Genomic DNA, 24,020 nt, shown 5'->3' with positions numbered 1-24,020 from the left:
CGGTTCCGGACCCACATAGGCATATACATGGTCATTATTCGACTGGCGCGAAGCGGTGCCAAGAAACGCCCGTTTTTTAACATGGTAGTAGCGGATTCCCGAGACGCCCGTGACGGCAAGTTCATTGAGCGCATTGGCTTTTATAACCCCAGGGCGGCTGGGGGCGAAGACGCGTTGCGTGTTCAATTGGATCGTGTCACCCATTGGCAATCACAGGGTGCGCGATTATCAGATACCGTTACAAGGCTGGTCAGACAGTTCGGTGCAAAACAAAAAGCCGCAGGAAGCAGCTAAATCAGGCGAAGCAGCCGAGCCAATGGTGGTGATGGGGCGTATTGCCGGCCCCTTTGGTGTGTTAGGCTGGATCAAGGTTTTTCCCTTTACTGAATATGTAGACGGGCTGCTTGACTATCCAGTCTGGTGGCTGGGAAAAGGCAATGGGGAATGGCGCGAGGTAAAAGTTACCGGATGCGAAGTTCACGGGAATGCATTGACGGCCGCGCTTGAGCCATACGCTGACCGTACTGCGGCAATGCGGTTGAAGGGCATGCAGATTGCGGTACCTCGCAGCCAGCTGCCGAGTTTGTCCAAGAGCGGTAAGGATGGCTACTACTGGTCGGATCTAATCGGCCTTGAAGTCATTAATCTGCGGAATGAAGAATTGGGGAAAGTAACCGGGTTACTGGAAACCGGTGCCAACGATGTGCTTCAAGTGCAAAGTCCGATAGAAGGTGAGAAGGAACGATTGATCCCCTTTGTCAGCCAGGTGATTGTCAAGGTGGATTTAAAGGCTTGCCGGATAACGGTGGACTGGGGTGTGGACTACTAGCCGTGGCTTTTGAGTTCGACGTCATTACGCTGTTCCCCGAAATGTTTGATGCCATCACCCGATACGGCATAACCGGCCGGGCGAAGGAAAACGGGATTTACCGGTTGCATACCTGGAACCCGCGTGATTTCACTGAAGATAATCACCGTACAGTGGATGATCGTCCTTACGGCGGCGGCCCGGGAATGCTGATGCTGGCACAGCCGCTGGAAAAAGCCGTCGCCGCAGCCAGGACGCGGCAGACAGGTAATGGTGTTAATGGGACAAAGGTAATCTATCTTTCTCCCCAAGGACGCTTGCTAGAGCACGACCTGGTGATGGAACTGTGCGAATTGCCATCATTGGTACTACTCGCCGGGCGCTATGAAGGCGTGGATGAGCGTTTGATAACGCGTGAGGTGGATGACGAAATTTCCATCGGCGATTATGTGCTCTCTGGCGGAGAGCTCGCGGCAATGGTGCTGATAGACAGTATGGTGCGGCAGATGCCAGGCGTACTGGGAGACGCGGATTCAGCCAGCCAGGACTCGTTTGTAAGTGGGCTGCTTGATTTTCCCCAGTACACGCGACCGGAAGTGTATCAGGGAAAAGTCGTGCCGGAGGTTCTCATGTCCGGCAACCACGCCAGAATCAAGCGCTGGCGTTTGCAACAATCACTGGGCAGAACATGGCTGAGGCGACCGGATTTACTGGCGTTGAAAATTGAACGCGGCTTGACCGGAGAGGAAACGGAGTTGCTGGAAGCGTTCAAGCACGCTTATGAGTCGAACTGAAGTAATAGAAACCAAGCGAAATAAAGTAAGGAGTGGTAAATGAATCTGATCGAACAACTTGAAAACGAAGAAATCAGCCGTCTTGGCAAGACAATTCCGGATTTCGCCCCCGGCGACACGGTAATTGTTAACGTCAAAGTGGTTGAAGGTGACCGTAAACGCGTACAAGCTTATGAAGGCGTTGTTATCGCCAAGCGTAATCGCGGCCTCAACTCGGCTTTTACCGTACGCAAAGTGTCCAGTGGTGAGGGTGTGGAACGAACTTTTCAGACCTATTCACCGCTAATTGCCAGCGTAGAAATCAAACGTCGTGGCGATGTTCGCCGCGCCAAGCTATATTACCTGCGGGATCGTTCCGGTAAATCGGCGCGCATTCGCGAGAAGCTTCCGGCTCGTGCCGCGGTAAAGAAGGGACCCGCGAAAGCGGAGTTGGCCTAAGCTTCAATCGCAACGCTCCGAGTCCTGGAGCGAAGTCAAGCACCGAAAAGATCAAGGGTCAAGCGGGAGTCGGCCGCTTGACCCTACCCTAGCGCCGGTCAGTATGGGCTGATTACAACCCAGCTGCTGCTGAAGTAACCAATACCGACTCTGCCCTTGGCTTATCGCTACCGGCAACCAATAGCACTCAATTTTTCTTCGGTTCCGGCTTATTCTCAATTTCCTTGTGCCAGATATCGTAGACTTCATCTGGCCACAGTGATTTGATCCAGACAATCACGTCATCGATTTGCTGATTTGTCAACTTGCCATCCCACGATGGCATGCCTCCGATATCTGCCGGACTACCTACCCGGATCATTCTTTCCAGTGTCTCGGTTGAGTGATGCCAGGCGTGGGCGCTGCCGTCCAGCGGCGGTGGCGGGTATCTGCCGTCAGCGCCAGGATTCCGCCAGCCTGGCGTGGCTTCCCCATTTGGTCCATGACAATTGGCACAATTTGCACGATAAACAGCTTCGCCACGCTTGATTTTCTCGGGATCAAGCTTGCGTGCTGCCAGGTTTTTTGGCTCCGCCGGCGCGACGGCAGCCGGTGCCGGTTCGGGAGCGGGTGGGGTTGAGTCGACAGAGGGCGCGTCCGGTGCAGCAGCGGGTGGTGCCGGCGTAGTGGCAGGAGGCTTGGGTTCACCGCAACCGGTAATCAAGACAGCTACCACGCTTGCCAGGAGGAAATAATGCAGGCTCATGATACCTTTTGTATTCATCCGCACGAATGCGGCGGTTAAAGATTTTCTTTTCTGGTTCTCAGGGAAAGTGACAGCAAGAGGAGATTTCATACCCCTCATTTCAATCTCATCAGGGATTCTTTTTGATCAGATGGCAGATGGCGGCTATACACGGTCGTATCGCCTTGTTTGTTGATTAGAAGCACGTCATAAGGATCGCTGCGCGCGCCTTCCATGCCGGGAGAGCCATGAGGCATTCCCGGAGCGGTCAGGCCGATCGCGCGCGGGCGTTCTTTGAGAAACCGTTTGATATCCTGCGCGGGCACGTGACCTTCAATCGCATAACCATCAACCAGGGCGGTATGACAGGAACCAAGCGTGGTGGAAATACCCGCTCGCTCGCGTACCTCCTTGTTGCCCACATCGTGGGTGTTGACGGTAAAGCCATTCGCACGCATATGGTCGACCCATTTTGCACAGCACTTGCAGGTTGCACTTTTGTAGACCTCGACGGTTGTCGAGGTGGCGTTAGCGGCAGCACTCGACAAGGCGCCGACGAGAAGGGATCCAGCTAATAAGATGTAAGTTAGTTTTTTCATTTGGCCTCTACTTCGATTGTTCCTTTCATGCCCGGGAAATCCATACCTTTGAAGTGACCTGGCAGCGGGCAGGCGAAGTCGACCACACCGGCTTCAGTGAAATGCCATACCAGTTCCCCGGTCTTGCCCGGGCTGACGGAGATCATATTGGGCTCATCGGGGTGTTCCTTGTCGGGGAATTTTTTCATCATTTTTCCATGCTTATCAATTTCATCCGGGGTGCCAATCATTATCTCGTGTTTTTTCTTACCGGTGTTCTTAAGCACGAATTTAATCGTTTCACCCTGTTTCACTTTTATTTCAGAAGGTTTAAACCGGTTCTCCACCATTGTGACTTCAATGGTGCGTGACACTTTGCTCAGATCACCAGGGCTGCCGACGGTGCTATCTCCGCCTGGATGATTCTCGTCGGCGGAGATCCCGGCCGAAATCAAACCCAAGGTTAGTGCAGATACGATCAAAAGGTGCTTCATGTATTCTCCTTTCCGTAGAGATCCCATACCCCTCTTTTAAGCATCGAACTTATTATGATTATCTTCATGTCAATATAGCAAGAAAACGCACCACCACCAATTTTATTCTAACAAGGACGTATCTGATGTGCTTTTAAATCTGGAGCGCGAACATATTTTATTACCTTGTGCCGCTATCAATGGTTAAAATATCTTGATCAGTAGGATTGGGCAGATGGAATGTCATGGCGTGATAGACTGAAAAGCGGCTCTGTAGTTCCTATTTTTAATGGTTGAGCAGCCTGTGGGATTTGAAAAATCGAAGCGAAAAGAATGACGGAGAGGACAGATATCGAGAGCCGATTGTTGTTTATTAATCAAAAAGCGGCGAAATATAGGCCGGCCAGCCGCTAAGCGTTTTTAGTCTGTACTAAACAAACTCCACATAATCCGGTTATAGCTTGGCCAAATGCTATGCTATAAGCCAAATCGGCCGCATACAGGTGTGCTGGTATCTATATTTACTCCGTATAACAATAACTTGTCTGCTACTCCCTCTGCCGAGATGAAAATACCCTATATAGATATCCTTTGCCCTCTGCGCTCGTTATTCTTGACGCTGTGTCTTGTATCCGCGTTCGCGCTCTCCGGCTGTGTCTCACCCATCGCGCTCAATCGTGCAGTCGGGGCCTATGATGAAGCCATCACCAGCGCTGCGTCCAAACAGCTATTGACAAATATTGCCCGCGCCCATCACCATCAACCGATACATTTTACCGGGGTTTCGAACGTCGCGGCCACCTTCGATTTTCGCTTCAGCGCAGGGGCCACTCCCGCGCTGGGAGGGCTTGCCGGACAGACGTTGATGCCGATATTTGGCGGCAGCGTCGCGGAAAATCCTACTATTAGCATTGTCCCGATCGAAGGCGAAGAATTTACCAAGCGGCTGCTCACCCCGTTTCAGCAAGGCAAGCTCACGCTTCTGCTCCGCCAGCGCTTTGATATCGATCTCTTGTTGAGGTTGATGGCGCAGGAAGTGCGTATTCAGGGTTCCACACCACAGGTTGCGTATCGAAACAGACCCTCTGATTCATCGGGCTACGAAGTGTTCCGTCGCGTGGTGCTGCATCTTTCGGCCATTCAGGACCAAAACCAGCTCTATGCTGAACCGTTGAATCTGGAACGCACCTGGATCATTCCCGCCGGTTCAGTTTCGGCGGAAGGCTTTCAGGCTCTGGAGAAAGAGTTTTTCGTGCTCTATAACAAACAGGACAACACTTACACGCTTCGTAAACAAGTGCCAGGTCCGATTCTCATCACCAACTATGATCCCGAAACGCTATCCCTGGAGGAACGTGCGCGGTTGAACAATGAAGCGGGGATCTGGAATCCCCACGATGTTGCTTTCGACATTCGTCCTAACCTTCCAGGGGGAGAGTGGCCAATGAAAGGAACTTTCCGGCTCAGAAGCTTTCACAAAATTCTCAACTTCCTCGGCCGTTCTCTTGGCGACGAACCGGAGTATCATGTCGAGAAAGACATACGGACGCTCGCCATAAAAGGCGACGAAAATCCGATTGCTACCATGGGACTCGTCGTGTCGGATACACCGCCATTGGAAGCCGATCTTTCGATCCGCTCGCATAATCGGTACTACTCAGTGAATACCTCTGGCCCGCTTTCTCGTTGGAACCGGGATGCCTTCCAGATGTTGTACCTGTTGTTTCAAATGACCATAACGGATTTGCCGCGCACTGGCGTGCCGAGTATCACGATTGCCAAGTAATTCAGCTCTTCGAGCATTGCTGCGAATGGGCGACGTCGCCGGGAAAGAGCAAATAGTGGGCAACGCATCCAGGATTTCCGATCTACACATAAGTGTGCCTGACAAGGGTGTTCCCCGGCTATTCTAAAGCGGTGGCTGCATATTCGAAAAGCGCCATTCACCCGGTGCAAGGCCGTGCAGGGAATAGGCGCCGATAGCCTGGCGGATCAGCCGCAGTGTAGGGAAAGATACAGCCGCCGTCATATGTCTGACCTGGCGGTTCTTGCCTTCCATGAGCGTCAATTCGATCCAAGAAGTAGGGATGTTTTTCCGGAAGCGAACAGGGGGTGTGCGCGGCCAGAGGCTCCCCGGCTCATCCAGTAGACGTGCTTGTGCGGGCATAGTCTTGAAATCCCTCAGTATCACTCCCCGGCGCAATTTATCCAGCGCAACTTCATCGGGCAGACCCTCTACCTGCACCCAGTATGTTTTCGGTAGCTTATGCTCGGGGTTGCTGATTCTGTTTTGCAATTTGCCATCATCGGTGAGGAGTACCAGGCCTTCGCTATCGGCATCGAGTCGTCCGGCGGAATAAAAACCGGGCAGCGGTGTGAAATCTTTGAGAGACTTGTATCCAGCCTCGGGCGTGAACTGACAAATGACTCCGTAAGGTTTATTGAAAAGGATCAGGCGAGACATGATTTTTTTGCCGATAAGGCTGCACAGCATTTACCGGGAAGTATGGAATAGACCTGAATCCAACAGTTGCAGCGAATTCATCTGCAAGATTCAGATTAATCCGTCCGGGAATTGGATGTCTTAAACAATACATCCGGTTCTAATACCGTTTGCCAGATTTCAACGACTTTGCGCCGGGATTTGACTCCGTGTCTGAGTGTCACCTGACTTAGCGGTACGCCAAAAGTCATTGCAAGAAACTTTAGCAGTGCAGTGTTGGCTGCACCCTCCACCGGTGGCGCGGCAAGCCTGATTTTCAGTGCGTCGCCATGCAGTCCGACGGCTTCGGTGCGTTTCGCACCGGGTTGTATGTGAAGTCTAAGGATAAGCCGCTGACCACCATCAGTGCAGTGGTGCCAGGCGTGGTGCGACAATGCTGGCGACACAAAAAAACTCCCGTAAGGTATCAATACTTAAGGTATCAATACTTTGACATACTCATACATCAGAATAGAAGAGAGATCTCCTTGCCTGCCCCCGCTACGACGAACAGCAGTAATTGAATAATCACCAGTACAAACAGGGGCGACAGGTCGACATTGCCGATCGGTGGAATACGCCTGCGGATAACGCCGAGGAATGGCCGTGTGAAGCTGTCGAGCATTGGGGCAAGGGGAGTGTGAGGATTGAACCAGGAAAGTACCGCCTGCATGATGATCGCCACCAGAATAATATAGAGTGTCATTTTGATAATCTCTATCAATCCCAGCAGCACCAGTCCCGTGATCGCGATGCCGATAGTCGATCTGAACTCATATCCTTGAAGCATAAGCACGCCGGTCAGCAACATGCATTGCGCAAGCCATGCCAATAACAACGTGGAAAGATCCATTCCGCTATATCCGGGAATGACCCGGCGGGCAGGCCGTACGATAAAATCGGTAAGTGCCACGAGAAATTGAGACAATGGGTTGCGGTAGGGCGCGCGGAGCAATTGCATATAAAAACGCAGCAGCAGTGCCAGAGAAAACAGACCCAGCAGGGTGTCGAGCAGAAATATCAGTATCTGGTTGAGCATATACGTTCCTGGAAAACAATAACCTATGTGATAAAGTTTTATGTCCTGCCAAACTCGTCGCCCAATTCGCGCGAGCGTTGATTCGCCATATGAATCGCATGCACGATCGCATGCTTGACATTGTCATTTTCGAGAGACTGGATCGCTCGCTCTGTGGTGCCACCCTGGGAAGTTACCCGAGCACGTAGCGTGGCGACGTGTTCATCACTCTGAATTGCGAGCCGGGCAGCGCCGGCAAAGGTTTCCAGGCTTAATTGCCGTGCCTGGCTCGCATCCAGCCCTAGTTCCTGCCCCGCCTTCTGCATGGCCTCAATGAAATAAAATACATAAGCCGGACCGCTGCCCGACAAGGCTGTCACCGCATCCAGCAGCTCCTCGTGATTGCACCATAGCACGGAACCGACCGCGCCAAGTATAGTCTCCGCGTTGCGCTTATCCTCCGCACTGACCCCATCCAGGGCATATAGTCCCGTGACAGCTGCCCGAATCAATGCCGGCGTGTTGGGCATGGCTCGCACCACACGTGCATAACCACTCATCCAGCGGCTTATATCAGTCGCGCGAATACCGGCAGCGATGGATATAATCAGATGGTTTCTAAGCAGTGCCGCGAGCTCTCGTGCCACAGCTGACAGCTGCTGCGGCTTTATCGCCAGCAGGATGACGTCGCTGCCGGATAAGCCTTTGGCGAGTCCCGCCACGGCTTCCACGTCAAATTCGTGCTTTATTTTCTCACGCCTTTCGGCGTTGATTTCGACTACACATATTTGCCCAGGCGAATAACCCTGCTGCAATAGTCCTCCGATCAAGGCGAAAGACATATTGCCGCCGCCGATAAATGTGATGTTCATGTCGCTCCTGTGATTGTGAAGTCTCGTAAATGTGATGATATAGTGAGGGGGTCATGCTGACCATTTCGCTGTTCTGTTCTCCCCTTATTTTTGACAATGCGGACAATAAAAACTTGAACGCTGTCCCTGCCTGATTTGCACGATGATTGCACCGCACTTCCGGCATGGTTGCCCGTTTCGCTGATACACCCAATACTGTTGCTGAAAATAGCCGGGATTACCGTCGCTGTTGACGAAGTCGCGCAAACTGCTGCCACCTGCTTCGATCGAGAGATTAAGCGTTTCCTTTATTGCTCGCACCAGTTTCTCGTACCTGCGCACGCCGATCCGCCCTGCGGGGGTTATGGGACTGATGCCCGCGCTGAAGAGCGCTTCACTGGCGTAAATATTGCCAACGCCGACGACAATGCGGCTGTTCATCAGTACTTCCTTGATGCTGGCGCTGCGGCCTCGAGTCTTTTCGTATAACAATTTCCCATTGAACGCTTTAGTAAGCGGCTCAGGTCCAAGTTGAGCCAGTAAAGCATGGTGCATGACATCACCGGTGTTCCATAGCACTGCGCCAAAACGGCGCGGATCTTTGAAACGCAGAATTATGCCGGTATCCAGTATCAGGTCGATATGATCGTGTTTCTGCGGCGGCGTGGTGGCGGGAAGCAATCTCAAGCTGCCGGACATGCCAAGATGCAAGATCAGTGTTCCGGTGCCACAGTCAAACAGAAGGTATTTGCCGCGCCGGGTCACCGTATTGATTTTCAACCCGCAAAGCGTGTGTCCGAGATCGTGAGGTACCGGCCAGCGCAGGCTCAGATTTCGCAACGTAGCACCAGCAAGACGGTGCCCCTCCAGATGAGGGACGATGCCACGACGGATAACTTCGACTTCTGGTAGTTCAGGCAACTGGAGTATCTCTATAAAGTTCGGGGTTCATCTTCTTCCGCGCAGCCACCAAATGATCAATCCGCTTGCCAGGAAAACCAGTGGCAGAACGATGAGAAAACCGCCAGTAATGATGATAAGCGTTGATTCACTTAATACCAGGTTGCTGTCGAGTGTGGCTCGGGGTTGAATAGCAATGAGATTTTCGTCGCCAGTGAGCCAGTTGACGAGATTAATGCCAAAATCCAGATTGTTGCCGTTGCCCAGATACGTATTGGCAAGAAAATTTCCGCTGCCGATGACAGCGATGCGTTGTTCACGGTCTTGCAGAGTGCGGCGCAGGGTAGCAGCGATGCTTACGGGACCGGATACATCATACATTTTGTCGAAGACGATGCCGGAATCCTGCTTGCCGGTTTCCACCCATCCGCGGTGTGCCGCCTCCACCAGCGAGACGCTATGCCATACCTCATTTTCATTGACGATTATCTGGCGAGCAAAAGGAAACATCGTAATATAGTCGAAGTTGTGTGTGACCGGATGCTGTCCATAATTCGCGCCTAACGCGACAGTGATGGGCAATTTCAACTGCTGAGCCTGAGGATCGACCACCACGCCCGGTGTGAGCGTCACCTCCAGTTTCTCGGCAAGCGGTTGCAAGCCATGCAAGGGGCCCTCATCTATTAGCCACAACAGGTTGCCGCCGCGGCCGATATACGCAAGCAATTTACCCACTTCTCCTTCCTGCAGGTCAATTTGTGGCGAGGCAATGACGAGCAAGCTCGTGTTGGCCGGTACAGCGGGGGCAATAGAAAGATTGAGCGTTCCGGTCTTGAACCCTTTCCCCATCAATTGCTTGCCGAATTCTCCCAGGTCATGACTCGCGCTACCGTCCAGCTTGCGCTCACCATGGCCGCTGAGCATTGTTATGAGTTTCTCACTGGGGCGCGCCAACCGCATCAGCAGATTGGTGAACGCTTGCTCGTTGAACGTGCTGAGGTGTTCGCTTCTGCCATTGAACGTTACCACCATTTCCCCATTGACCTGAACTCCCGCTTCCCGTGTGAGTTTCGGCTGCTCGGCGGGATCGATGAATGTGACCATGAAATCGGGTTTGACACGCTGATAACGCGAGAGGAATTCATGGATGACTTTACGAATATTTCCCAATTGCGCGTCTTTAGATGTGGCGTAGACGGTGGCGTTAAGCGGGCCGTTGATTTTTTCTAGTATCTTTACGCTTGCCTGGCTTAGGCTGTTGTGGCCATTCTGGCTGATATCCCATTGAACACGAGCTTCACGCGCAAGGTAGCCTAGCAACCCGGCCAACGATATCAGCAGCACTACAAACACGCTGTTTTGTATCAACCAGTACCTGCGCCGTTGGTGAGTGATCATGGCCATTTAGTCACATGACGCCAGGGTTAACCACGCAGCCGCTCCTTATCCAGCCGGCGAACAGATAGCACCAGAAAGACAAGGATGAACAGCGAGAAGTATGCCAGATCAAAAGTATCGATCATGCCACGATTGAAATTTTCATAATGTGCGAGCAGAGAGAAATCACGTGTGACGCTGTCACTGTCGTCCCCCGCCGCAATGTCCAATACCCACAAAATCAGCAGTGTGCCCAGAGCGCCGGCAGCCGCAATCGCCGGATGGGCACTGAGGCAGGAAAAATAAAGTCCGAGAGAGGCGAAACAGGCGGTTATCAGGAATAGGCCGGCGACATTGCTCAGCAACAAGCCAAGATCCAGTGTCCCTCCCACCAGCAGAGACATTGACAGTGTTACGACCAGCGCAATCACCACGGAAAAGAAAATCATCAGGCTGAGGAATTTTCCCACAACGATATCGATCATCGAAATGGGTGCCGAAATGAGAAAGGTCATGGTGTGATTGCGGCGCTCCTCGGCGATGAGGCGTGCGGTTAAAAGGGGGGTGATCATAAGCAGTACTACCGCGGCCATGGCGAATACCGGCGCAATAATCGTTTCCGTCGCGCCCGGCGGATTGGCGATTGCCATAAGCTGCGGCTGTATCTGCAGAAATGTATCGAGATGTACCAGAAAAATCCAGGCCAGCACTAATTGCACCAGTGCAAGCAATATCCAGGCTAGCGGCGAGCCAAACAAGATTTTTAGTTCTTTCCGGGTAATAATCAAAATCATGGCGATGAAAACTTTTGGAATTTTACTTATTCATGGTGAACTGCATGAAGATCTCTTCCAGGCTGATTCCCTTCTGTTTTAGACCAATGACGGAGTCACTAAATACCGTGCTTCCCTTATGCATGATCTGCACCCGGTCGCACACGCTCTCAACTTCCGGCAGGAGGTGAGTCGAGAGAATGACGCTGCGCTCCGTACCCAGTTCACGGATGAGAGTACGGATTTCCCGTATCTGGTTGGGATCGAGTCCGACTGTTGGCTCATCAAGAATGATCACATCCGGATCATGAATGATAGCCTGGGCAATTCCCACACGCTGCTGATAGCCTTTTGACAGCGAACCAATCAGACGCTTACCTGTATCATTCAACCCGCAGCGTTGTATAACACTGTCCAGCGCAAAACGGATTTTTGCGTTGTTGACCCGATGCAGCCTGGCGGCGAGTTGCAAGTATTCATTGACAGTTAACTCCCGATAGAGTGGCGGTATCTCGGGTAGATAACCGATACGTGCTTTGGCATCGCGGGGTTTATCCAGCAGATCTATCCCACAGATTTCAACGCTACCGGCGCTCGGGGCAAGATTGCCGGTGAGCATGCGCATAGTGGTGGTCTTACCCGCACCATTGGGGCCGAGAAATCCCAGAATTTCCCCATGTTTGAGCTCCAGATTGATTTCACGCACGGCGGCGCGGTTGCCGAAATAGCGGGATAAGCCACGCGCGGAAATGGTTGATGAAGCGATTGGTTCAGTCATCTGAGTCCGGTGGTTTGACTGGGCGGCGTGTGCGGAAGAGCATCACTATAAACCGGAATTTGCAAACAATCGCCTCTTTCCGTATCAGGGGTGCCTTTCCTTGGGTACAAGCCTGGTCAGGCAGGTCGCCCGCAAAATACCGTCGATATGGGTTGTGGTAAAATCAGATCTCACTGCGGTACACTCTCCAGGCAATTGGCGGGTCCAACCATAACCTGTGTTGCATGCTTTGTGTTCATTCCGATTTTGCCCAGCCATGTGCCAACTCGTTTTGCCGATGCGTGCTTCATGAAGGACATATTCAGAGGTTCATTAATTGTTTTCTACGTTTGTTCGCCCGGTAAATAGACTCATTTGGAACTTTGAATTTATAAGGCTGCCTATGAATGTGCGCTCCAAGCATTCTTGCTTGGCAACGTCCACTTGTGAGAAGTGTAAAATATACCTAATATGTGGGCTGTGCTGAAGGTCGATTCCGCTCCATATTTCCCTATTAGCCTTATTTTCGGACCCTGTCTTAATTTTCCATGAATCTTAAAATTCCCGGCGCATTGCTGCTGCTGTTTTTTCTCGCCGCCTGTGCGCAGATTCCAGGCAAGACCGCTCTCAATGCGAGCAAGCCGACGCAGCAAGCTGAGGCTGGACAGTCAAAATTACCCAATCAGGATTTGACCCCGCCCATCCTGTTCGACTTTTTACTGGGTGAAACGGCTTTACAGCGCGGTGATCAGGAAATCGCTACCCGCACTTATCTCAAGCTGGCGAGAAGCACCCGCGATCCACGCGTCGCCCAGCGGGCCACCGAAATCGCGCTTCATTCACGTCAAGCCGCGCCCGCGCTTGAAGCAGCAAAAATCTGGGTGGAACTCGATCCGAATTCGGTAACTGCCCGTCAGACGATTGCGGCGCTATTGGTGAATTCGGACAGACTGGATGAGGCGCGGCCTCATCTGGAGAAGCTGCTCGCATCGGAGGGGGGCAGTATCGACGAGGCTTTCATGCAATTGAATAGCCTGCTGGTACGCAATTCCAATAAAAATGCGACATTCGAATTGGTACGACAGCTTGCTCAACCTTATCCCGAGTTACCGGAGGCGCATTTTGCCGTGTCTCAGGCGGCGTGGTTTGCTAATCACTTTGATATTGCACTGGCCGAAATGAAGCAGGCTTTGGTACTTCGCCCGGAGTGGGAGATGGCGGCAATTTATCAAGGGCGGATATTGGCGCGAACTTCCAATGCCAATGCAATGGAATTTTACAAAGGCTATCTCAAAACTTATCCCAAGGCCAACGATACGCGCATAACGTATGCCCGGCTATTGCTGGTCGAAAAAGATTATGTCAAGGCACGCGAACAATTCGAAAGATTGCTGGCGGAGAATCCGGGTAACGCTGACGTCGCCCTAGCAGTGGGTTTGCTATCCATGGAGTTACGCGAGTACGACATTGCCGAGTCGAATTTCAAGAAAGCGTTGGAGCTGGACTACAGGGACCCGGGTATGGTGCGCTATTATCTCGGTGGAATATACGAGAAAACCCAGCGTTCTGATGAGGCGATGGAGTGGTATCGCTCCGTCACCGGTGGAAGTCAATACATTCCGGCACAGATACGGTATGCCGTTCTGCTGACCAAGAAGGGTAAAGCGGATGAGGCCCTCAAGCACTTGCAGCAATTGCCGGCTACGAATAATCAGCAACGTGCCCAGTTGATAATTGCCGAATCCCAATTGTTGCGCGAGACGGGTGCCTATCAGAAAGCGTTTCAGTTGCTTAGTGATGGCTTGGAGAAACTGCCAGATCATGTCGATCTGCTCTACGACCGTGCGCTGGCAGCAGAAAAAATCGGCAAATCCGATATCATGGAACAGGATTTGCGCAAGCTCATACAATTGAAGCCTGATCACGCTCATGCTTATAATGCGCTAGGCTATGGCCTTGCGGAACACAGCGATCGTCTGCCGGAAGCACTGGAACTTATCGAAAAAGCTATCATGCTTTCCCCTAATGATCCCTATATCATGGATAGTCTCGGATGGGTGCATTACCGTATGGGCAACCTCAATCAGGGGCTCAGTTATCTGAGACAAGCCTTCGGAATGAATCCCGATCCGGAAATTGCCGCCCATCTCGGCGAGGTTCTCTGGGTGCAAGGAATAAAGGATGAGGCAAAAGAAATCTGGCAAACCGCGCTCAAAAATAATCCCGGTAACGAGACGTTGATTAGTACTATGAAGAAATTCATGAAGTAGTACAGATGATGGGCCATGCTGGTGTAACGCCGGTGCAATGCAGATCTCGGCCGCTTTCACTTTTTAAGGAGTGGCGCAATGTTGCGGGGTGGGGCCTGATGCTATGTGTGTTGTTTCTTTCCCCTGGCTGCACCACCCCTATTCATAAACGCACCGCTGTCAGTACCATCGTCATTGAACCCATGACGGGTACTGTGGAAGCAAAGCCGGCGGCCTTCAGGCTGATTGGCAGAGTCTCGGTAACGGGTGGCAAAGATAGTTTTTCCGGTGGCGTACAATGGCATCATGTCGATACGAGCGATGAAATCCTTCTCCTTTCTCCGCTTGGGCAGGCTGTGGCACAGATACAACGCAATCCTGAAGGCGTATATCTGACGACTTCCGAGCAGGAAACCTTTTATGCCTTTGATGTGGAAACCCTGACAGAGCGGGTATTGGGCTGGCGGCTGCCGCTCATGGGTTTGCAATATTGGGTACAAAGCGTGAATTCACCCGCGACCGTAGCCGAGGTAGATAGGGATATCGATGGGACCATTGTGGCTATGCGTCAGGATGGATGGGAGATTAGTTATTTGAGTCATTTTCCCGTGCCGGAAACACAAACCAAGCAGGCGCAAGCCGCACGTCCAAAATTATTGATGCTTAAACGTCCCGGCCTTCAAATAAAACTTATGGTGGATAGCTGGAATCCGGGTAATCAATGAAGCCAAGTCTGAACTGATGACCAAGCTCGTTTGCCTCGCCCCGGCCAAGCTCAATCTGTTCCTGCATGTGGTCGGGCGTAGAGAAGATGGCTATCATTTATTGCAAACGGTTTTCCGCTTCGTGGATTTTTCGGACCGGTTCAATTTTGCTTTGCGGGAAGATGGCGCGATCAAACTTCATACGCCTACTCCCGGTGTACCTGAAGATAAAGATTTGTGTGTACGCGCTGCAAAATTGCTACAGCGGGAAAGCGGCATTTCCCTGGGTGTCGATATTTTTCTGGAAAAGCGTATCCCAATGGGAGGCGGGTTGGGCGGTGGTAGTTCCGATGCGGCGACGACGCTGCTGGCACTCAACCGTTTATGGGGACTAGGCTGGAAAAGAAATCAGTTGTTGACACTTGGGCTCGGACTGGGTGCGGATGTGCCTGTATTTATCTTTGGTGAAAATGCTTTTGCGGAAGGTATAGGTGAAAAGCTTTCATCCATCATGCTCCCGCCCGCGTGGTATCTCATCCTGATGCCACCTGTGCACGTATCCACCCCGCAGGTTTTTGCCAGTAAAGAATTGACACGAAACACGATTCCAATCAAAATACCGCCCTTTTCCGTCGAGCATGGGCATAACGATCTGGAGCCGGTGGTATGCCGGACTTTTCCCGAGGTAGCGCGTCATCTGGAGTGGCTCAGGCGGCTCGATAACACCCGGAAGGTGGCGATGACGGGCTCGGGCGCTTGTGTATTTGCCGAGTTTGCCACGGAGCCGGCGGCGCAATTGGCTTTGGCAAAAGTTCCGGCCGATATGACAGGTTTTATGGCGCAAGGATTGGATCGCCATCCCATGCATGATTTTGCAGAGCAGTAAATTGGGGAGTCGCCAAGTGGTAAGGCACCGGATTTTGATTCCGGCATTCGTAGGTTCGATCCCTACCTCCCCAGCCAAGTTTTGAAGTGCCAGTTCAGTCATACAAGATATGCGAGGAGCCGCTCGTATCTCTTTTGTCCTTCAGTGCCGGTTAAGAATTTCAAATAGTCACTTGCCCATGGCCTACGATAGCTTGATGGTTTTCACCGGCAACGCCAATCCTAAGCTGGCGCAGGATGTGGTGCGGCATCTCAACATCCACGTGGGACGCGCGACGGTGGGCCGTTTCAGCGACGGCGAGGTGATGGTGGAGATCCTCGAGAATGTCCGCGGCAAGGACGTATTTGTTTTGCAATCCACCTGTATGCCCACCAACGATACGTTGATGGAATTGCTGGTACTGGTGGATGCGCTGAAGCGGGCATCTGCGGGACGTATCACCGCGGCAATGCCTTATTTCGGCTATGCCCGTCAGGACAGGAGGCCGCGTTCGGTACGAGTACCGATTACCGCCAAAGTGGTGGCGAACATGCTGACCACGGTCGGGATAGACCGGCTGCTGACCATGGATTTGCATTCGGATCAGATCCAGGGATTTTTCGACATCCCGGTGGATAATATCTACAGCATGCCGATTCTGCTGGGAGACTTGTGGAAAAGCGATTATCAGAATCTGGTGGTGGTCTCGCCCGATGTAGGCGGTGTGGTGCGAGCGAGGCAAATGGCGAAACGCCTGGAATGCGATCTGGCGATCATCGACAAGCGCCGTCCCAAATTTAACGTTGCCAAGGTGATGAACATCATTGGCGAGGTGGATGGACGCACCTGCGTCATCATGGATGACATGGTGGATACCGCCAATACATTATGTGAAGCGGCCCGCGCCTTGAAAGAGGAGGGCGCGGAAAGCGTGCTGGCTTATTGTACTCATGCGGTATTATCGGGCAAAGCGGTGGAGCGGATTGAGAATTCCTCACTCGACAAGCTGGTCGTCACCGATACTATCCCGTTACGTGAGGATGCCAAAGCCTGCGTTCGCATTCATCAGCTGAGCGTGGCGAGCCTGCTGGCGGAAACGATGTTGAGGATCAGTAACGAGGATTCAGTAAGTTCATTGTTCATGGAGTAAGCGTTTATTAATCGGAGTCATCTGGTCGCGGATGCTCCCCATTCTGGAGAAAGCAAGATGCAAATTGAAATCAGCGCCAACAAGCGCACGTTACAGGGCAAAGGTGCGAGCCGCCGCCTGCGTGGTTCCGGCAAGGTGCCGGGCGTTATTTATGGCGGAGAAAATCCGGCACAAGCGATTGAGCTGGATCATAACGGTCTTTATCACAAGCTCAAGCAGGAAGCTTTTCATGCTTCCATCCTGTCCATGGATCTGGATGGGGAAAAAGAACAGGTGCTGTTGCGTGATATACAAATGCACCCGTTCAAATTGCAAGTACTGCACATCGACTTCCAGCGTGTGGACAAGAATAAGAAGATACACATGAAAGTGCCGTTGCACTTTATTAACGCGGAGATTTCACCAGGGGTGAAATTGTCTGGCGGTCTCGTCAGTCATGTGCTCACCGAATTGGACGTTTCCTGTTTGCCGAAAGATCTGCCCGAATTCATTACGGTTGATCTGACCGACCTTGCCGCTGGAAATACCTTGCACCTGAGCGATCTGAAACTGCCGGAAGGCGTGGAGATTCCCGCGCTGATCAAAGGCGAAAATTTGCCGGTGGCAACTATCGTCATTCCGCGTGCAGTGGCCGCCGAGGAAGCGGCCGCCCACGTGGCCGCAGGGGACATTCCGACGACCGTACAGAAGAAAGAGGGTGCTGCAAAAGAAGGAGAGAAGAAAGACGCAGGGAAAAAGAAATAGTAACTTGTCGTTTTTTCATGCAGCCCGCTGGGTTCCTCAGTTCCGGCGGGTTTTTCTTTTTAGTACGTAGCCACTTCTGTAACGTTCGATGAAGCTCATCGTCGGTCTCGGCAATCCAGGCAGGGAATATGCCGCCACGCGTCATAATGCCGGCGCCTGGTGGATATTTCGCCTGGCGGATGAATTGCGCATGACGTTAAAAGCCGAGACGAGGTTTCATGGTTTGTGTGCGCGTACCGGTCAAGGCGATGCGGAGTTGTGGTTGCTCAATCCGCAGACGTATATGAATGCCAGCGGGAAAGCCGTTGCGGCGTTATGCCGCTATTATAAAATTCAGCCTGAACAAGTTCTCGTGGTTCATGATGAACTGGATTTGCCGCCGGGTGTTTCCAGACTGAAACTGGGCGGCGGCCTAGGCGGGCACAATGGTTTGAAGGATATCGCCGCCCATCTTGCGACCAAGGATTTCTGGCGCCTGCGCATTGGCATTGGCCATCCTGGCGACAGAAATGCCGTGGTAAATTATGTGCTGCAGCCGCCGCGCAAGGAAGAAACCCCGCTGATAGACGAAGCGATCCATCGCAGCTTGGAAGTCTGGTCGCTTATTGCGGAAGGCAATTGCCAGGCGGCCATGCTGAAGCTGCATACAAAAGTAATCAAAGATGATATGTAAGGAAGGTGTACATCTCATTTTTCTCCTCCAGCCACTTGTGGCCCGAATCCATCATCTATAACTCAAAAAACTTATGAGCCTGAAATGCGGTATCGTGGGTCTGCCCAATGTAGGAAAATCCACGCTGTTTAACGCGCTGACCAAGGCGGGTATCTCGGCAGAAAACTATCCTTTTTGTACCATCGAGCCGAATATCGGCATCGTCGAAGTGCCGGATCAGCGCTTATCCAAACTCAGTGCAATCGTCAACCCGCAAAAGGTGCAGCCCGCCATCGTCGAGTTCGTCGATATCGCCGGCCTTGTCGCGGGCGCATCCAAGGGAGAAGGGCTGGGAAATAAATTCCTTGCTACCATTCGTGAAACCGATGGCATCGTCAATATGGTGCGTTGTTTCGTCAATGACAACGTCGTGCATGTCAGCGGCAACGTGGACCCGATTTCGGACATCGAGACCATACAGACCGAGCTGGCCCTGGCCGATCTGGCGACAGTGGAAAAGGGATTGCAACGCGAAACCAAGCTGGCCAAGTCCGGCAACAAGGACGCGATCAAGTTGGTGGCGCTGCTGGAAAAGACACGGGCTCACCTTGATCAGGGCAATCCCGCCAGAAGCCTGGGGTTGGATGAGGAGCAACAGCAATTACTGAAGCCGCTCTGCCTGCTGACCGGCAAACCCGCTATTTATGTCGCCAATGTTGACGAAAAGGGGTTCACCGGAAATCCGCTGCTGGCACGCGTACAGGAATATGCTGCGCGGGAGGGCGCGCCGGTGGTGGTGATCTGTGCAGCCCTGGAAGCGGAAATTGCGGAAATGCCGGACGAGGATAAACAGGTCTTTCTGGCCGATATGAATCTGGAAGAACCGGGGCTGAATCGACTGGTTCGCGCCGCCTACCAGCTACTCGGGCTGCAAACCTATTTCACCGCAGGCGTAAAGGAAGTGCGCGCCTGGACCATATCCAGGGGCGATACCGCCCCGCAGGCAGCCGCCGTGATTCATACCGATTTCGAGAAAGGTTTCATCCGCGCTGAAGTCATTGCTTATGACGACTTCATCGCTTGCAGAGGTGAACAGGGCGCGAAGGAAGCAGGCAAGATGCGGCTGGAAGGCAAGGAATATGTAGTCAAGGATGGTGATGTGATGCATTTCCGATTCAACGTCTAAGCGGTATATTGGATTATTCCGCATCTTAGCGGACAACTAAATCCTGATATATCATGGAAGTATCGGGAATTTTAGTCCCTGTGCATCCGCATTGATCCGTTGCGCTCATAAAGGAACGACAGCGGGAGGGAATAGCCCTGGCAAAAGCTAAAGGAAACGTCTACAAGGGCAGGAAGCCCGCATTAAACGCGGAGAGGATCGCTCAGCTGCGTGAGCAAGCCGCGACAGGTTCTAACAAAACAAAGCTGGCAAAAGAGTTTGGGATAAGCCGGGAAACGCTTTATCAGTACCTCCGAAATTAGCAGGGATATGGTGTGTCGCACCTGTGCAGCCATAAGTATGGCTATGAAAAGGTATATTTTTTTAACTTCCAGCGTTCCTTAGCTCCATAATATTAATTCCTGCAAACAATCCGTAATGTTCCAATATGGATGAATCCAATTCAACCTTTCCCTTATCGGTAATCGAAAGTAGTTTGTGCGTAAAGGGCGTGCAGATCCTTTCGCAGTAGATATCCCTCCTCAGCACGGTTATGGCCAAGACGCCAGTCACGGCCATGTTTATGTGCTGCATCAAGCGCTTTCCATACATTACAGCCGCTGATCACGCACTTTCCTTTGAAGGCAAGGGAGACACGATGCCGGAAGGCTGCCTGATCCGGTCGAGCTTCTACACTGACAAACCGGGCAGCTCTGACTTCCAGGTCCAATGGCTCTATCTCGACCTTAGCAGGCTCCTTATGGATGCTCCAGAAATTGTACAAGCGCTGGCGTTCAGCTTCATCGTCATTAACGTCAAACTCTTTGGCAAAACCAGAAGAACATTTCGTGTCTTCTTTCCCACAATCAGTGCCGTGAGGATCGGCTCGCTCAAGTTATCAACTTGATGGCCCAGAAAGTCTATACCGTGGCGCAGGCTGAAGCGATCCACGCCGAATGCCTCCATTACCAGTCCATATGTAACTTGATCCCTGTGTCGAGCAACCTCAATAAGCCAGTCTCGTATGGCGGGCAACTTCTTCTTATATGAGACCGCTTTTTCAGTCCTAAGCAGTTTGTCATCCTCCCAACACTGTATTAAGGCAATGACGCGAGGCTTTACGTTGGCTCCAACGTTTCCTGCTGGCTTCAACCCGGGAATCCAGCTTCTGCCTTGTTCGTGAAGCACGGCAGAAATGTTCTGCATTCGATACTCGAAAGCTTTTCCAGTGCGCCCGAAACGGCTTGCCAAAGCGCGATAAAAATCGAGTTTGGAATAGGATTTCCCTGCAGCCTCTAACCCATACATTTCTCTGTATGCCTCAACCGCAGCAGTAAGCTCATCGTCACTCCAATTCTCAGCCATTCTCAATCTCTCATCAATGACGTACTTTATTGCGGCGCAAGTAAACGTGGCAAGCTAACTACCGATTAGAATGGCTAATCCCCTAATCGAAAGCCCCCTTCCCATGGCGAGATTCGCAACACCGGGTCCAAAAAATGATCAATAACTGGCTCACCAAGTTAAGCGAAAGCTCAACATTTCAATCAGCCCAACTAAGTGGTTGAAACGAATGCTCAGAGCTCAAACCAGCGATGATGGTTGCGTGGGTCGAGCAGGACAATCTTGGCGAAGCTGTGGCGCAAGTTGGGCATTAGCCATGTCCTATATCGCTCATGGTCTTCCGGATCAACCCCAAAGTCGATATGATCTGGCAGGATCAACCACCATTCGCTGTATTTGGCACGGTAAGGCGCGATTTTCTTTTCTTTCTCTGCGATGCATAGCTGAAGGTTCTTCCCGACTTCACCCATCACCCAGCCACCGGAGTCGCCGTCGCTGCTAGCCCCGAGGAGAAAGAAGCTCCCATGGTCTTTACTCGCGCGAATTAAATCCAGCTGGAAGTTGACTGTAACCGGGAGCGTGCATTGCTTTCGATTGGGCGCAACCATGAAGGAAACGAGTTCTCGCCTGATCCTCGTCCAAAGTGGGGCCCAGCGTCCGATAGGGCGTCGGAAATCCGTTCCAACAAACCAACTCTCTCCGTCGATGGATGGGCCGATTGAAGGAAGTAATCTGTGGAGTCGCTGCCATAATGGGATAGCGAGAGTTTCCAAACCTTTGGCTGACCCATCTGAATACTCGTAATTCTGGTTGAGGCGGCGAACTTCGACGCCGATGGTGCTTTCAAGAGAAAAATCCGGGGGGATGTTTCCATTTGGCTCAAATATAACAGCGCCTCGATTTAATCCTATCAAGTACTGTTCAACAAGCTGCTCGGAATTATCCATAAGTTAAGTTTTATTAAGATTTCGTATCTTATCAATAAAACTCACCGGTTAATTCACCGCTCTGTTTTTCATTTTTCTGTTTCTTTTGACGCCACAGCAGTAGACATCGATTGTGCCAACAGACTGGTTGGAGCAGAAGCTATAAAAGTCATAGGGTTGCGAGGAGAAAAATTAATAGTTGTTGAGCTTTGGTTGTAACTGTAAGGTTTGGCGACGAAGCATAGGGAAATCCGTAGAGTGTCGCCCAAAACTCATCGTAACCAAAGCTTCCAGGAAGGACAGTTTCAAGAGATAGCTCTGCCGAGATAAATTGTCCCGTCTTGTCGGCAAGATAGAGGAGGATAGCGCCTGATTCGAACAGCGCGAGCGACGTGCCGTTGGGCCCATCGGGGTCGTAGATTGCGGGAATTTTGCCATTGGGGTTGAGCGCGAGAAAGGCCGGGGCGTGGCTTTCGTCCGCCATGATGTCGATCCGGTGCTGCTCGTAGGCGAGGCTCGTTTCCTCAAGCATGATGCCGACCTTCACCCCATTGGGTGTCGGGGCGGAAAAGAGTTGCAGCCGATCGGGGTACTGCGCCGGCCAGCGCGTGAAAATCGGATGATCGAGCGTCACTTCCTTCAACTTATGAAATGAGAGTCAGATAGCGTGGACCGCATATTCAGCGGTCGGAGCGGCTTCTGTGGCCAGTTCTCGGGAAGCACCGCGCCCACGGACAATAGCATGACCGGCACTTGACGGCCGGGGCCAAATCGCCCGGATCAAGCCCACCGACCGATCGCTCCTGAAACGCATGTCACCGTTTTGTTCTCTTGGTCCGTATCAATAATGTGAGACCCGCAATGAACGCACCGAACAGGAAAGCAGCCACAGCGACGACGAAGGCAAGTTTCCAGTGCAGCCGCGGCGGCAGAACAGCATTTGCGACACGTTTGAACTGGAGATCATTGGCGACTTCCGCAGCGAATTCGTCGCTCGTCAGCTTTGCAAGCAAGGCGATCGCCGCTTCGTAGGAAACGATGCTGCCGTTGGATGTCAGGACGCCGTCATCAATAACGACGTTGATGTCGTGTTGCACAAACACGGCCGGGTACTTCTTTTGAAACGATGCTTCGCCGCCTGCCCAGGTCGTTGCCCGTTTTCCATCGAGAACGCCCGCTTCAGCCAACACCAACGCGCCTGAACAATTGCTCGCCATCCAGTCAGCCGTTTTTGACTGATCCCGTATAAAGTCGATGAGCGCCCGGTTGCCAAGCACGGTGTCCATGTCATAGCGGCTTGGAACGATGATCACGTCATAGCTGGGCGCTTCAGCGAGAAGTCTGTCGGCCTTTAGCTTAATGCCTTCCTCGGTAAGGATATCGAGATCGCCGTCCGCGGCAACGGTCTCGACATTGATTTTTTGCGGCCAGGGTTTCCTGGCGGCGTTCCCGAAGACTTCCAGTGGAGCAGTGATATCGCTGGTCAGTACCCCGTCATAGACGATCACGGCGACATCAAGGGCGTAGACGGGGCCGGCCATCGAGAAGACGAGGGCGGCGCAGGTGGTGGCGATGATGGTTCGGATCTTCATGTGCTTCCTCCTTCTGCCCATAGGTTGGTCCTTGTTCTTCATCTTTCCTCCCGGCCTTGCCGGCCTGCTGATTATCGTTAGTGGAAAGTTCAGATCGAGCCAGCCGGCGTAACGTCGGGAAAGTCCTTCTCGGGATCGAATACGTTATTGAAAAAGTTCGTCAGGGAGTACATGGCCACCAGCGCGACGATCTCCATGACGTTCGCATCCGTATAGCCGGCATCGCGGACAGCTTTCAGATCGGCGTCACTGATCTCGCCGCGGGTCTGGATGACTTTACGCGCAAACTGGACGGCGGCGTCCCGCTTCGGGTCGCTGGCATGGCCCTTCCGAGCGAGAATGATTTCATCGGCCGGCAGCTTGGCCATATGCTTGGCCGTAAAGCTGTGAACCGTCAGGCAGTAGTTGCAGCCATTCACTTCGGAGACAGCGAGGCCGATGCTGTCACGCGTCTTCACGTCAAGCGCCTTGCTCAAGGAGCCGAGCAGGGTGGCCCATGCGTTGAACGCGATCGGGCTCTGCGCGAAGGTTGCCATCATATTTGGGGTGAACCCGATGTTCTTGGTGAACGTATCGAGAGTCAGTTTCGAATCGGCCGGCACCTGTTCCGGCTTTGGCAATGAAGTTCTAGGCATCATAGTTTCCTTAAGTTAATG

At 52.3% G+C, this 24,020-nt stretch carries 28 protein-coding genes, 1 tRNA gene and 1 pseudogene; 14 read left to right on the top strand and 16 right to left on the bottom strand.

Annotated elements, in window-relative coordinates; genetic code table 11:
- Nucleotides 1-27 precede the first annotated feature (27 nt).
- The 4 genes from rpsP to rplS are packed head-to-tail and all read left to right on the top strand — an operon-like array spanning nucleotide 28 to nucleotide 2,040.
- The gene (gene rpsP / locus BLO43_RS07830) at nucleotides 28-294 is read left to right on the top strand and encodes a 30S ribosomal protein S16 (protein ID WP_090906598.1); all 267 of its coding nucleotides are present in this window, start codon (nucleotides 28-30) and stop codon (nucleotides 292-294) included.
- A 22-nt stretch (nucleotides 295-316) separates the two neighbouring features.
- On the top strand, nucleotides 317-829 hold the full coding sequence (gene rimM, locus BLO43_RS07825; RefSeq protein ID WP_090906597.1) for a ribosome maturation factor RimM: 513 nt from the start codon (nucleotides 317-319) through the stop codon (nucleotides 827-829).
- Between the two features lie 2 nt (nucleotides 830-831).
- Entirely contained in the window at nucleotides 832-1,602 is a 771-nt protein-coding gene (gene trmD / locus BLO43_RS07820; RefSeq protein WP_090906596.1) for a tRNA (guanosine(37)-N1)-methyltransferase TrmD, read from the top strand.
- Between the two features lie 39 nt (nucleotides 1,603-1,641).
- Nucleotides 1,642-2,040 carry a 50S ribosomal protein L19 gene (rplS, locus tag BLO43_RS07815; RefSeq protein WP_074631182.1) on the top strand — a complete coding sequence of 133 codons (399 nt, stop codon included), beginning with the start codon at nucleotides 1,642-1,644 and terminating at the stop codon, nucleotides 2,038-2,040.
- 187 nt (nucleotides 2,041-2,227) lie between these two features.
- Here the strand turns inward: rplS and BLO43_RS07810 are convergent, their stop codons facing one another.
- From BLO43_RS07810 to BLO43_RS07800, 3 genes are read right to left on the bottom strand one after another with little or no spacing between them, the layout of a single operon-like run.
- Nucleotides 2,228-2,875 (bottom strand): c-type cytochrome, encoded by a 648-nt coding sequence (locus BLO43_RS07810; RefSeq protein ID WP_254773386.1) that lies wholly within the window; start codon nucleotides 2,873-2,875, stop codon nucleotides 2,228-2,230.
- 5 nt (nucleotides 2,876-2,880) lie between these two features.
- Entirely contained in the window at nucleotides 2,881-3,363 is a 483-nt protein-coding gene (locus BLO43_RS07805; protein ID WP_090906594.1) for a DUF411 domain-containing protein, read from the bottom strand.
- A complete protein-coding gene (locus BLO43_RS07800) occupies nucleotides 3,360-3,836 on the bottom strand; it encodes a cupredoxin domain-containing protein (RefSeq protein ID WP_090906593.1) in 477 nt (158 codons plus the stop codon). The genes BLO43_RS07805 and BLO43_RS07800 overlap by 4 nt, the downstream gene beginning before the upstream one ends.
- Before the next feature lie 544 nt (nucleotides 3,837-4,380).
- On the opposite strand from BLO43_RS07800, the gene BLO43_RS07795 reads away from it, so the two are divergent.
- Nucleotides 4,381-5,601, top strand: coding sequence for a hypothetical protein (locus BLO43_RS07795; protein WP_090906592.1), 1,221 nt, complete (start codon nucleotides 4,381-4,383; stop codon nucleotides 5,599-5,601).
- A 123-nt stretch (nucleotides 5,602-5,724) separates the two neighbouring features.
- Here the strand turns inward: BLO43_RS07795 and BLO43_RS07790 are convergent, their stop codons facing one another.
- The 8 genes from BLO43_RS07790 to BLO43_RS07755 form a co-directional block, all read right to left on the bottom strand.
- Nucleotides 5,725-6,279: a pseudouridine synthase gene (locus tag BLO43_RS07790; protein WP_090906715.1), complete on the bottom strand. Its 555-nt coding sequence runs from the start codon at nucleotides 6,277-6,279 to the stop codon at nucleotides 5,725-5,727.
- Nucleotides 6,280-6,374: 95 nt separating this feature from the next.
- Nucleotides 6,375-6,704 carry a DUF167 domain-containing protein gene (locus tag BLO43_RS07785; RefSeq protein ID WP_254773385.1) on the bottom strand — a complete coding sequence of 110 codons (330 nt, stop codon included), beginning with the start codon at nucleotides 6,702-6,704 and terminating at the stop codon, nucleotides 6,375-6,377.
- Between the two features lie 59 nt (nucleotides 6,705-6,763).
- Nucleotides 6,764-7,336: a YggT family protein gene (locus tag BLO43_RS07780; RefSeq protein WP_074631197.1), complete on the bottom strand. Its 573-nt coding sequence runs from the start codon at nucleotides 7,334-7,336 to the stop codon at nucleotides 6,764-6,766.
- 38 nt (nucleotides 7,337-7,374) lie between these two features.
- Complete coding sequence (gene proC / locus BLO43_RS07775; protein ID WP_090906591.1) at nucleotides 7,375-8,187, bottom strand: pyrroline-5-carboxylate reductase; 813 nt, start codon at nucleotides 8,185-8,187, stop codon at nucleotides 7,375-7,377.
- Nucleotides 8,188-8,271: 84 nt separating this feature from the next.
- Nucleotides 8,272-9,087, bottom strand: coding sequence for a bifunctional DNA-formamidopyrimidine glycosylase/DNA-(apurinic or apyrimidinic site) lyase (mutM, locus tag BLO43_RS07770; RefSeq protein ID WP_090906590.1), 816 nt, complete (start codon nucleotides 9,085-9,087; stop codon nucleotides 8,272-8,274).
- A 27-nt stretch (nucleotides 9,088-9,114) separates the two neighbouring features.
- On the bottom strand, nucleotides 9,115-10,470 hold the full coding sequence (locus tag BLO43_RS07765) for a GldG family protein (RefSeq protein WP_368086135.1): 1,356 nt from the start codon (nucleotides 10,468-10,470) through the stop codon (nucleotides 9,115-9,117).
- A gap of 20 nt (nucleotides 10,471-10,490) precedes the next feature.
- The gene (locus BLO43_RS07760; RefSeq protein ID WP_090906589.1) at nucleotides 10,491-11,237 is read right to left on the bottom strand and encodes an ABC transporter permease; all 747 of its coding nucleotides are present in this window, start codon (nucleotides 11,235-11,237) and stop codon (nucleotides 10,491-10,493) included.
- Between the two features lie 22 nt (nucleotides 11,238-11,259).
- The gene (locus BLO43_RS07755) at nucleotides 11,260-11,994 is read right to left on the bottom strand and encodes an ABC transporter ATP-binding protein (RefSeq protein ID WP_090906588.1); all 735 of its coding nucleotides are present in this window, start codon (nucleotides 11,992-11,994) and stop codon (nucleotides 11,260-11,262) included.
- 527 nt (nucleotides 11,995-12,521) lie between these two features.
- On the opposite strand from BLO43_RS07755, the gene BLO43_RS07750 reads away from it, so the two are divergent.
- The 9 genes and pseudogenes from BLO43_RS07750 to BLO43_RS07710 form a co-directional block, all read left to right on the top strand.
- Entirely contained in the window at nucleotides 12,522-14,243 is a 1,722-nt protein-coding gene (locus BLO43_RS07750) for a tetratricopeptide repeat protein (RefSeq protein ID WP_090906587.1), read from the top strand.
- A gap of 5 nt (nucleotides 14,244-14,248) precedes the next feature.
- Complete coding sequence (gene lolB / locus BLO43_RS07745) at nucleotides 14,249-14,947, top strand: lipoprotein insertase outer membrane protein LolB (RefSeq protein ID WP_090906586.1); 699 nt, start codon at nucleotides 14,249-14,251, stop codon at nucleotides 14,945-14,947.
- 16 nt (nucleotides 14,948-14,963) lie between these two features.
- Nucleotides 14,964-15,812: a 4-(cytidine 5'-diphospho)-2-C-methyl-D-erythritol kinase gene (ispE, locus tag BLO43_RS07740; RefSeq protein WP_090906585.1), complete on the top strand. Its 849-nt coding sequence runs from the start codon at nucleotides 14,964-14,966 to the stop codon at nucleotides 15,810-15,812.
- A 2-nt stretch (nucleotides 15,813-15,814) separates the two neighbouring features.
- Nucleotides 15,815-15,889 (top strand) — tRNA-Gln (locus tag BLO43_RS07735).
- A gap of 101 nt (nucleotides 15,890-15,990) precedes the next feature.
- The gene (locus BLO43_RS07730; RefSeq protein WP_074631217.1) at nucleotides 15,991-16,941 is read left to right on the top strand and encodes a ribose-phosphate pyrophosphokinase; all 951 of its coding nucleotides are present in this window, start codon (nucleotides 15,991-15,993) and stop codon (nucleotides 16,939-16,941) included.
- A 57-nt stretch (nucleotides 16,942-16,998) separates the two neighbouring features.
- Nucleotides 16,999-17,685, top strand: a complete 687-nt coding sequence (locus BLO43_RS07725) for a 50S ribosomal protein L25/general stress protein Ctc (protein ID WP_090906584.1) — start codon at nucleotides 16,999-17,001, stop codon at nucleotides 17,683-17,685.
- A gap of 88 nt (nucleotides 17,686-17,773) precedes the next feature.
- Complete coding sequence (gene pth / locus BLO43_RS07720) at nucleotides 17,774-18,358, top strand: aminoacyl-tRNA hydrolase (protein WP_090906583.1); 585 nt, start codon at nucleotides 17,774-17,776, stop codon at nucleotides 18,356-18,358.
- 73 nt (nucleotides 18,359-18,431) lie between these two features.
- Nucleotides 18,432-19,523 carry a redox-regulated ATPase YchF gene (ychF, locus tag BLO43_RS07715; RefSeq protein WP_090906582.1) on the top strand — a complete coding sequence of 364 codons (1,092 nt, stop codon included), beginning with the start codon at nucleotides 18,432-18,434 and terminating at the stop codon, nucleotides 19,521-19,523.
- A 101-nt stretch (nucleotides 19,524-19,624) separates the two neighbouring features.
- Nucleotides 19,625-19,825 (top strand): annotated as a pseudogene (locus BLO43_RS07710) (helix-turn-helix domain-containing protein); the annotation flags it as partial.
- Between the two features lie 412 nt (nucleotides 19,826-20,237).
- Here the strand turns inward: BLO43_RS07710 and BLO43_RS07700 are convergent.
- The 5 genes from BLO43_RS07700 to BLO43_RS07680 form a co-directional block, all read right to left on the bottom strand.
- Entirely contained in the window at nucleotides 20,238-20,867 is a 630-nt protein-coding gene (locus BLO43_RS07700) for a hypothetical protein (protein ID WP_090906580.1), read from the bottom strand.
- Nucleotides 20,868-21,079: 212 nt separating this feature from the next.
- Complete coding sequence (locus BLO43_RS07695; RefSeq protein WP_090906579.1) at nucleotides 21,080-21,793, bottom strand: hypothetical protein; 714 nt, start codon at nucleotides 21,791-21,793, stop codon at nucleotides 21,080-21,082.
- Between the two features lie 148 nt (nucleotides 21,794-21,941).
- Complete coding sequence (locus tag BLO43_RS07690) at nucleotides 21,942-22,406, bottom strand: glutathione S-transferase N-terminal domain-containing protein (RefSeq protein ID WP_254773384.1); 465 nt, start codon at nucleotides 22,404-22,406, stop codon at nucleotides 21,942-21,944.
- A 181-nt stretch (nucleotides 22,407-22,587) separates the two neighbouring features.
- Nucleotides 22,588-23,364: a DJ-1/PfpI family protein gene (locus tag BLO43_RS07685; RefSeq protein ID WP_090906578.1), complete on the bottom strand. Its 777-nt coding sequence runs from the start codon at nucleotides 23,362-23,364 to the stop codon at nucleotides 22,588-22,590.
- A gap of 89 nt (nucleotides 23,365-23,453) precedes the next feature.
- The gene (locus tag BLO43_RS07680) at nucleotides 23,454-24,002 is read right to left on the bottom strand and encodes a carboxymuconolactone decarboxylase family protein (protein ID WP_217628048.1); all 549 of its coding nucleotides are present in this window, start codon (nucleotides 24,000-24,002) and stop codon (nucleotides 23,454-23,456) included.
- Nucleotides 24,003-24,020: the final 18 nt, after the last annotated feature.

Origin of the sequence: Nitrosospira sp. Nsp13, assembly GCF_900101945.1 — a bacterium.
Classification (GTDB): domain Bacteria; phylum Pseudomonadota; class Gammaproteobacteria; order Burkholderiales; family Nitrosomonadaceae; genus Nitrosospira; species Nitrosospira multiformis_D.
This window is presented reverse-complemented; position numbering and strand designations above follow the sequence as displayed.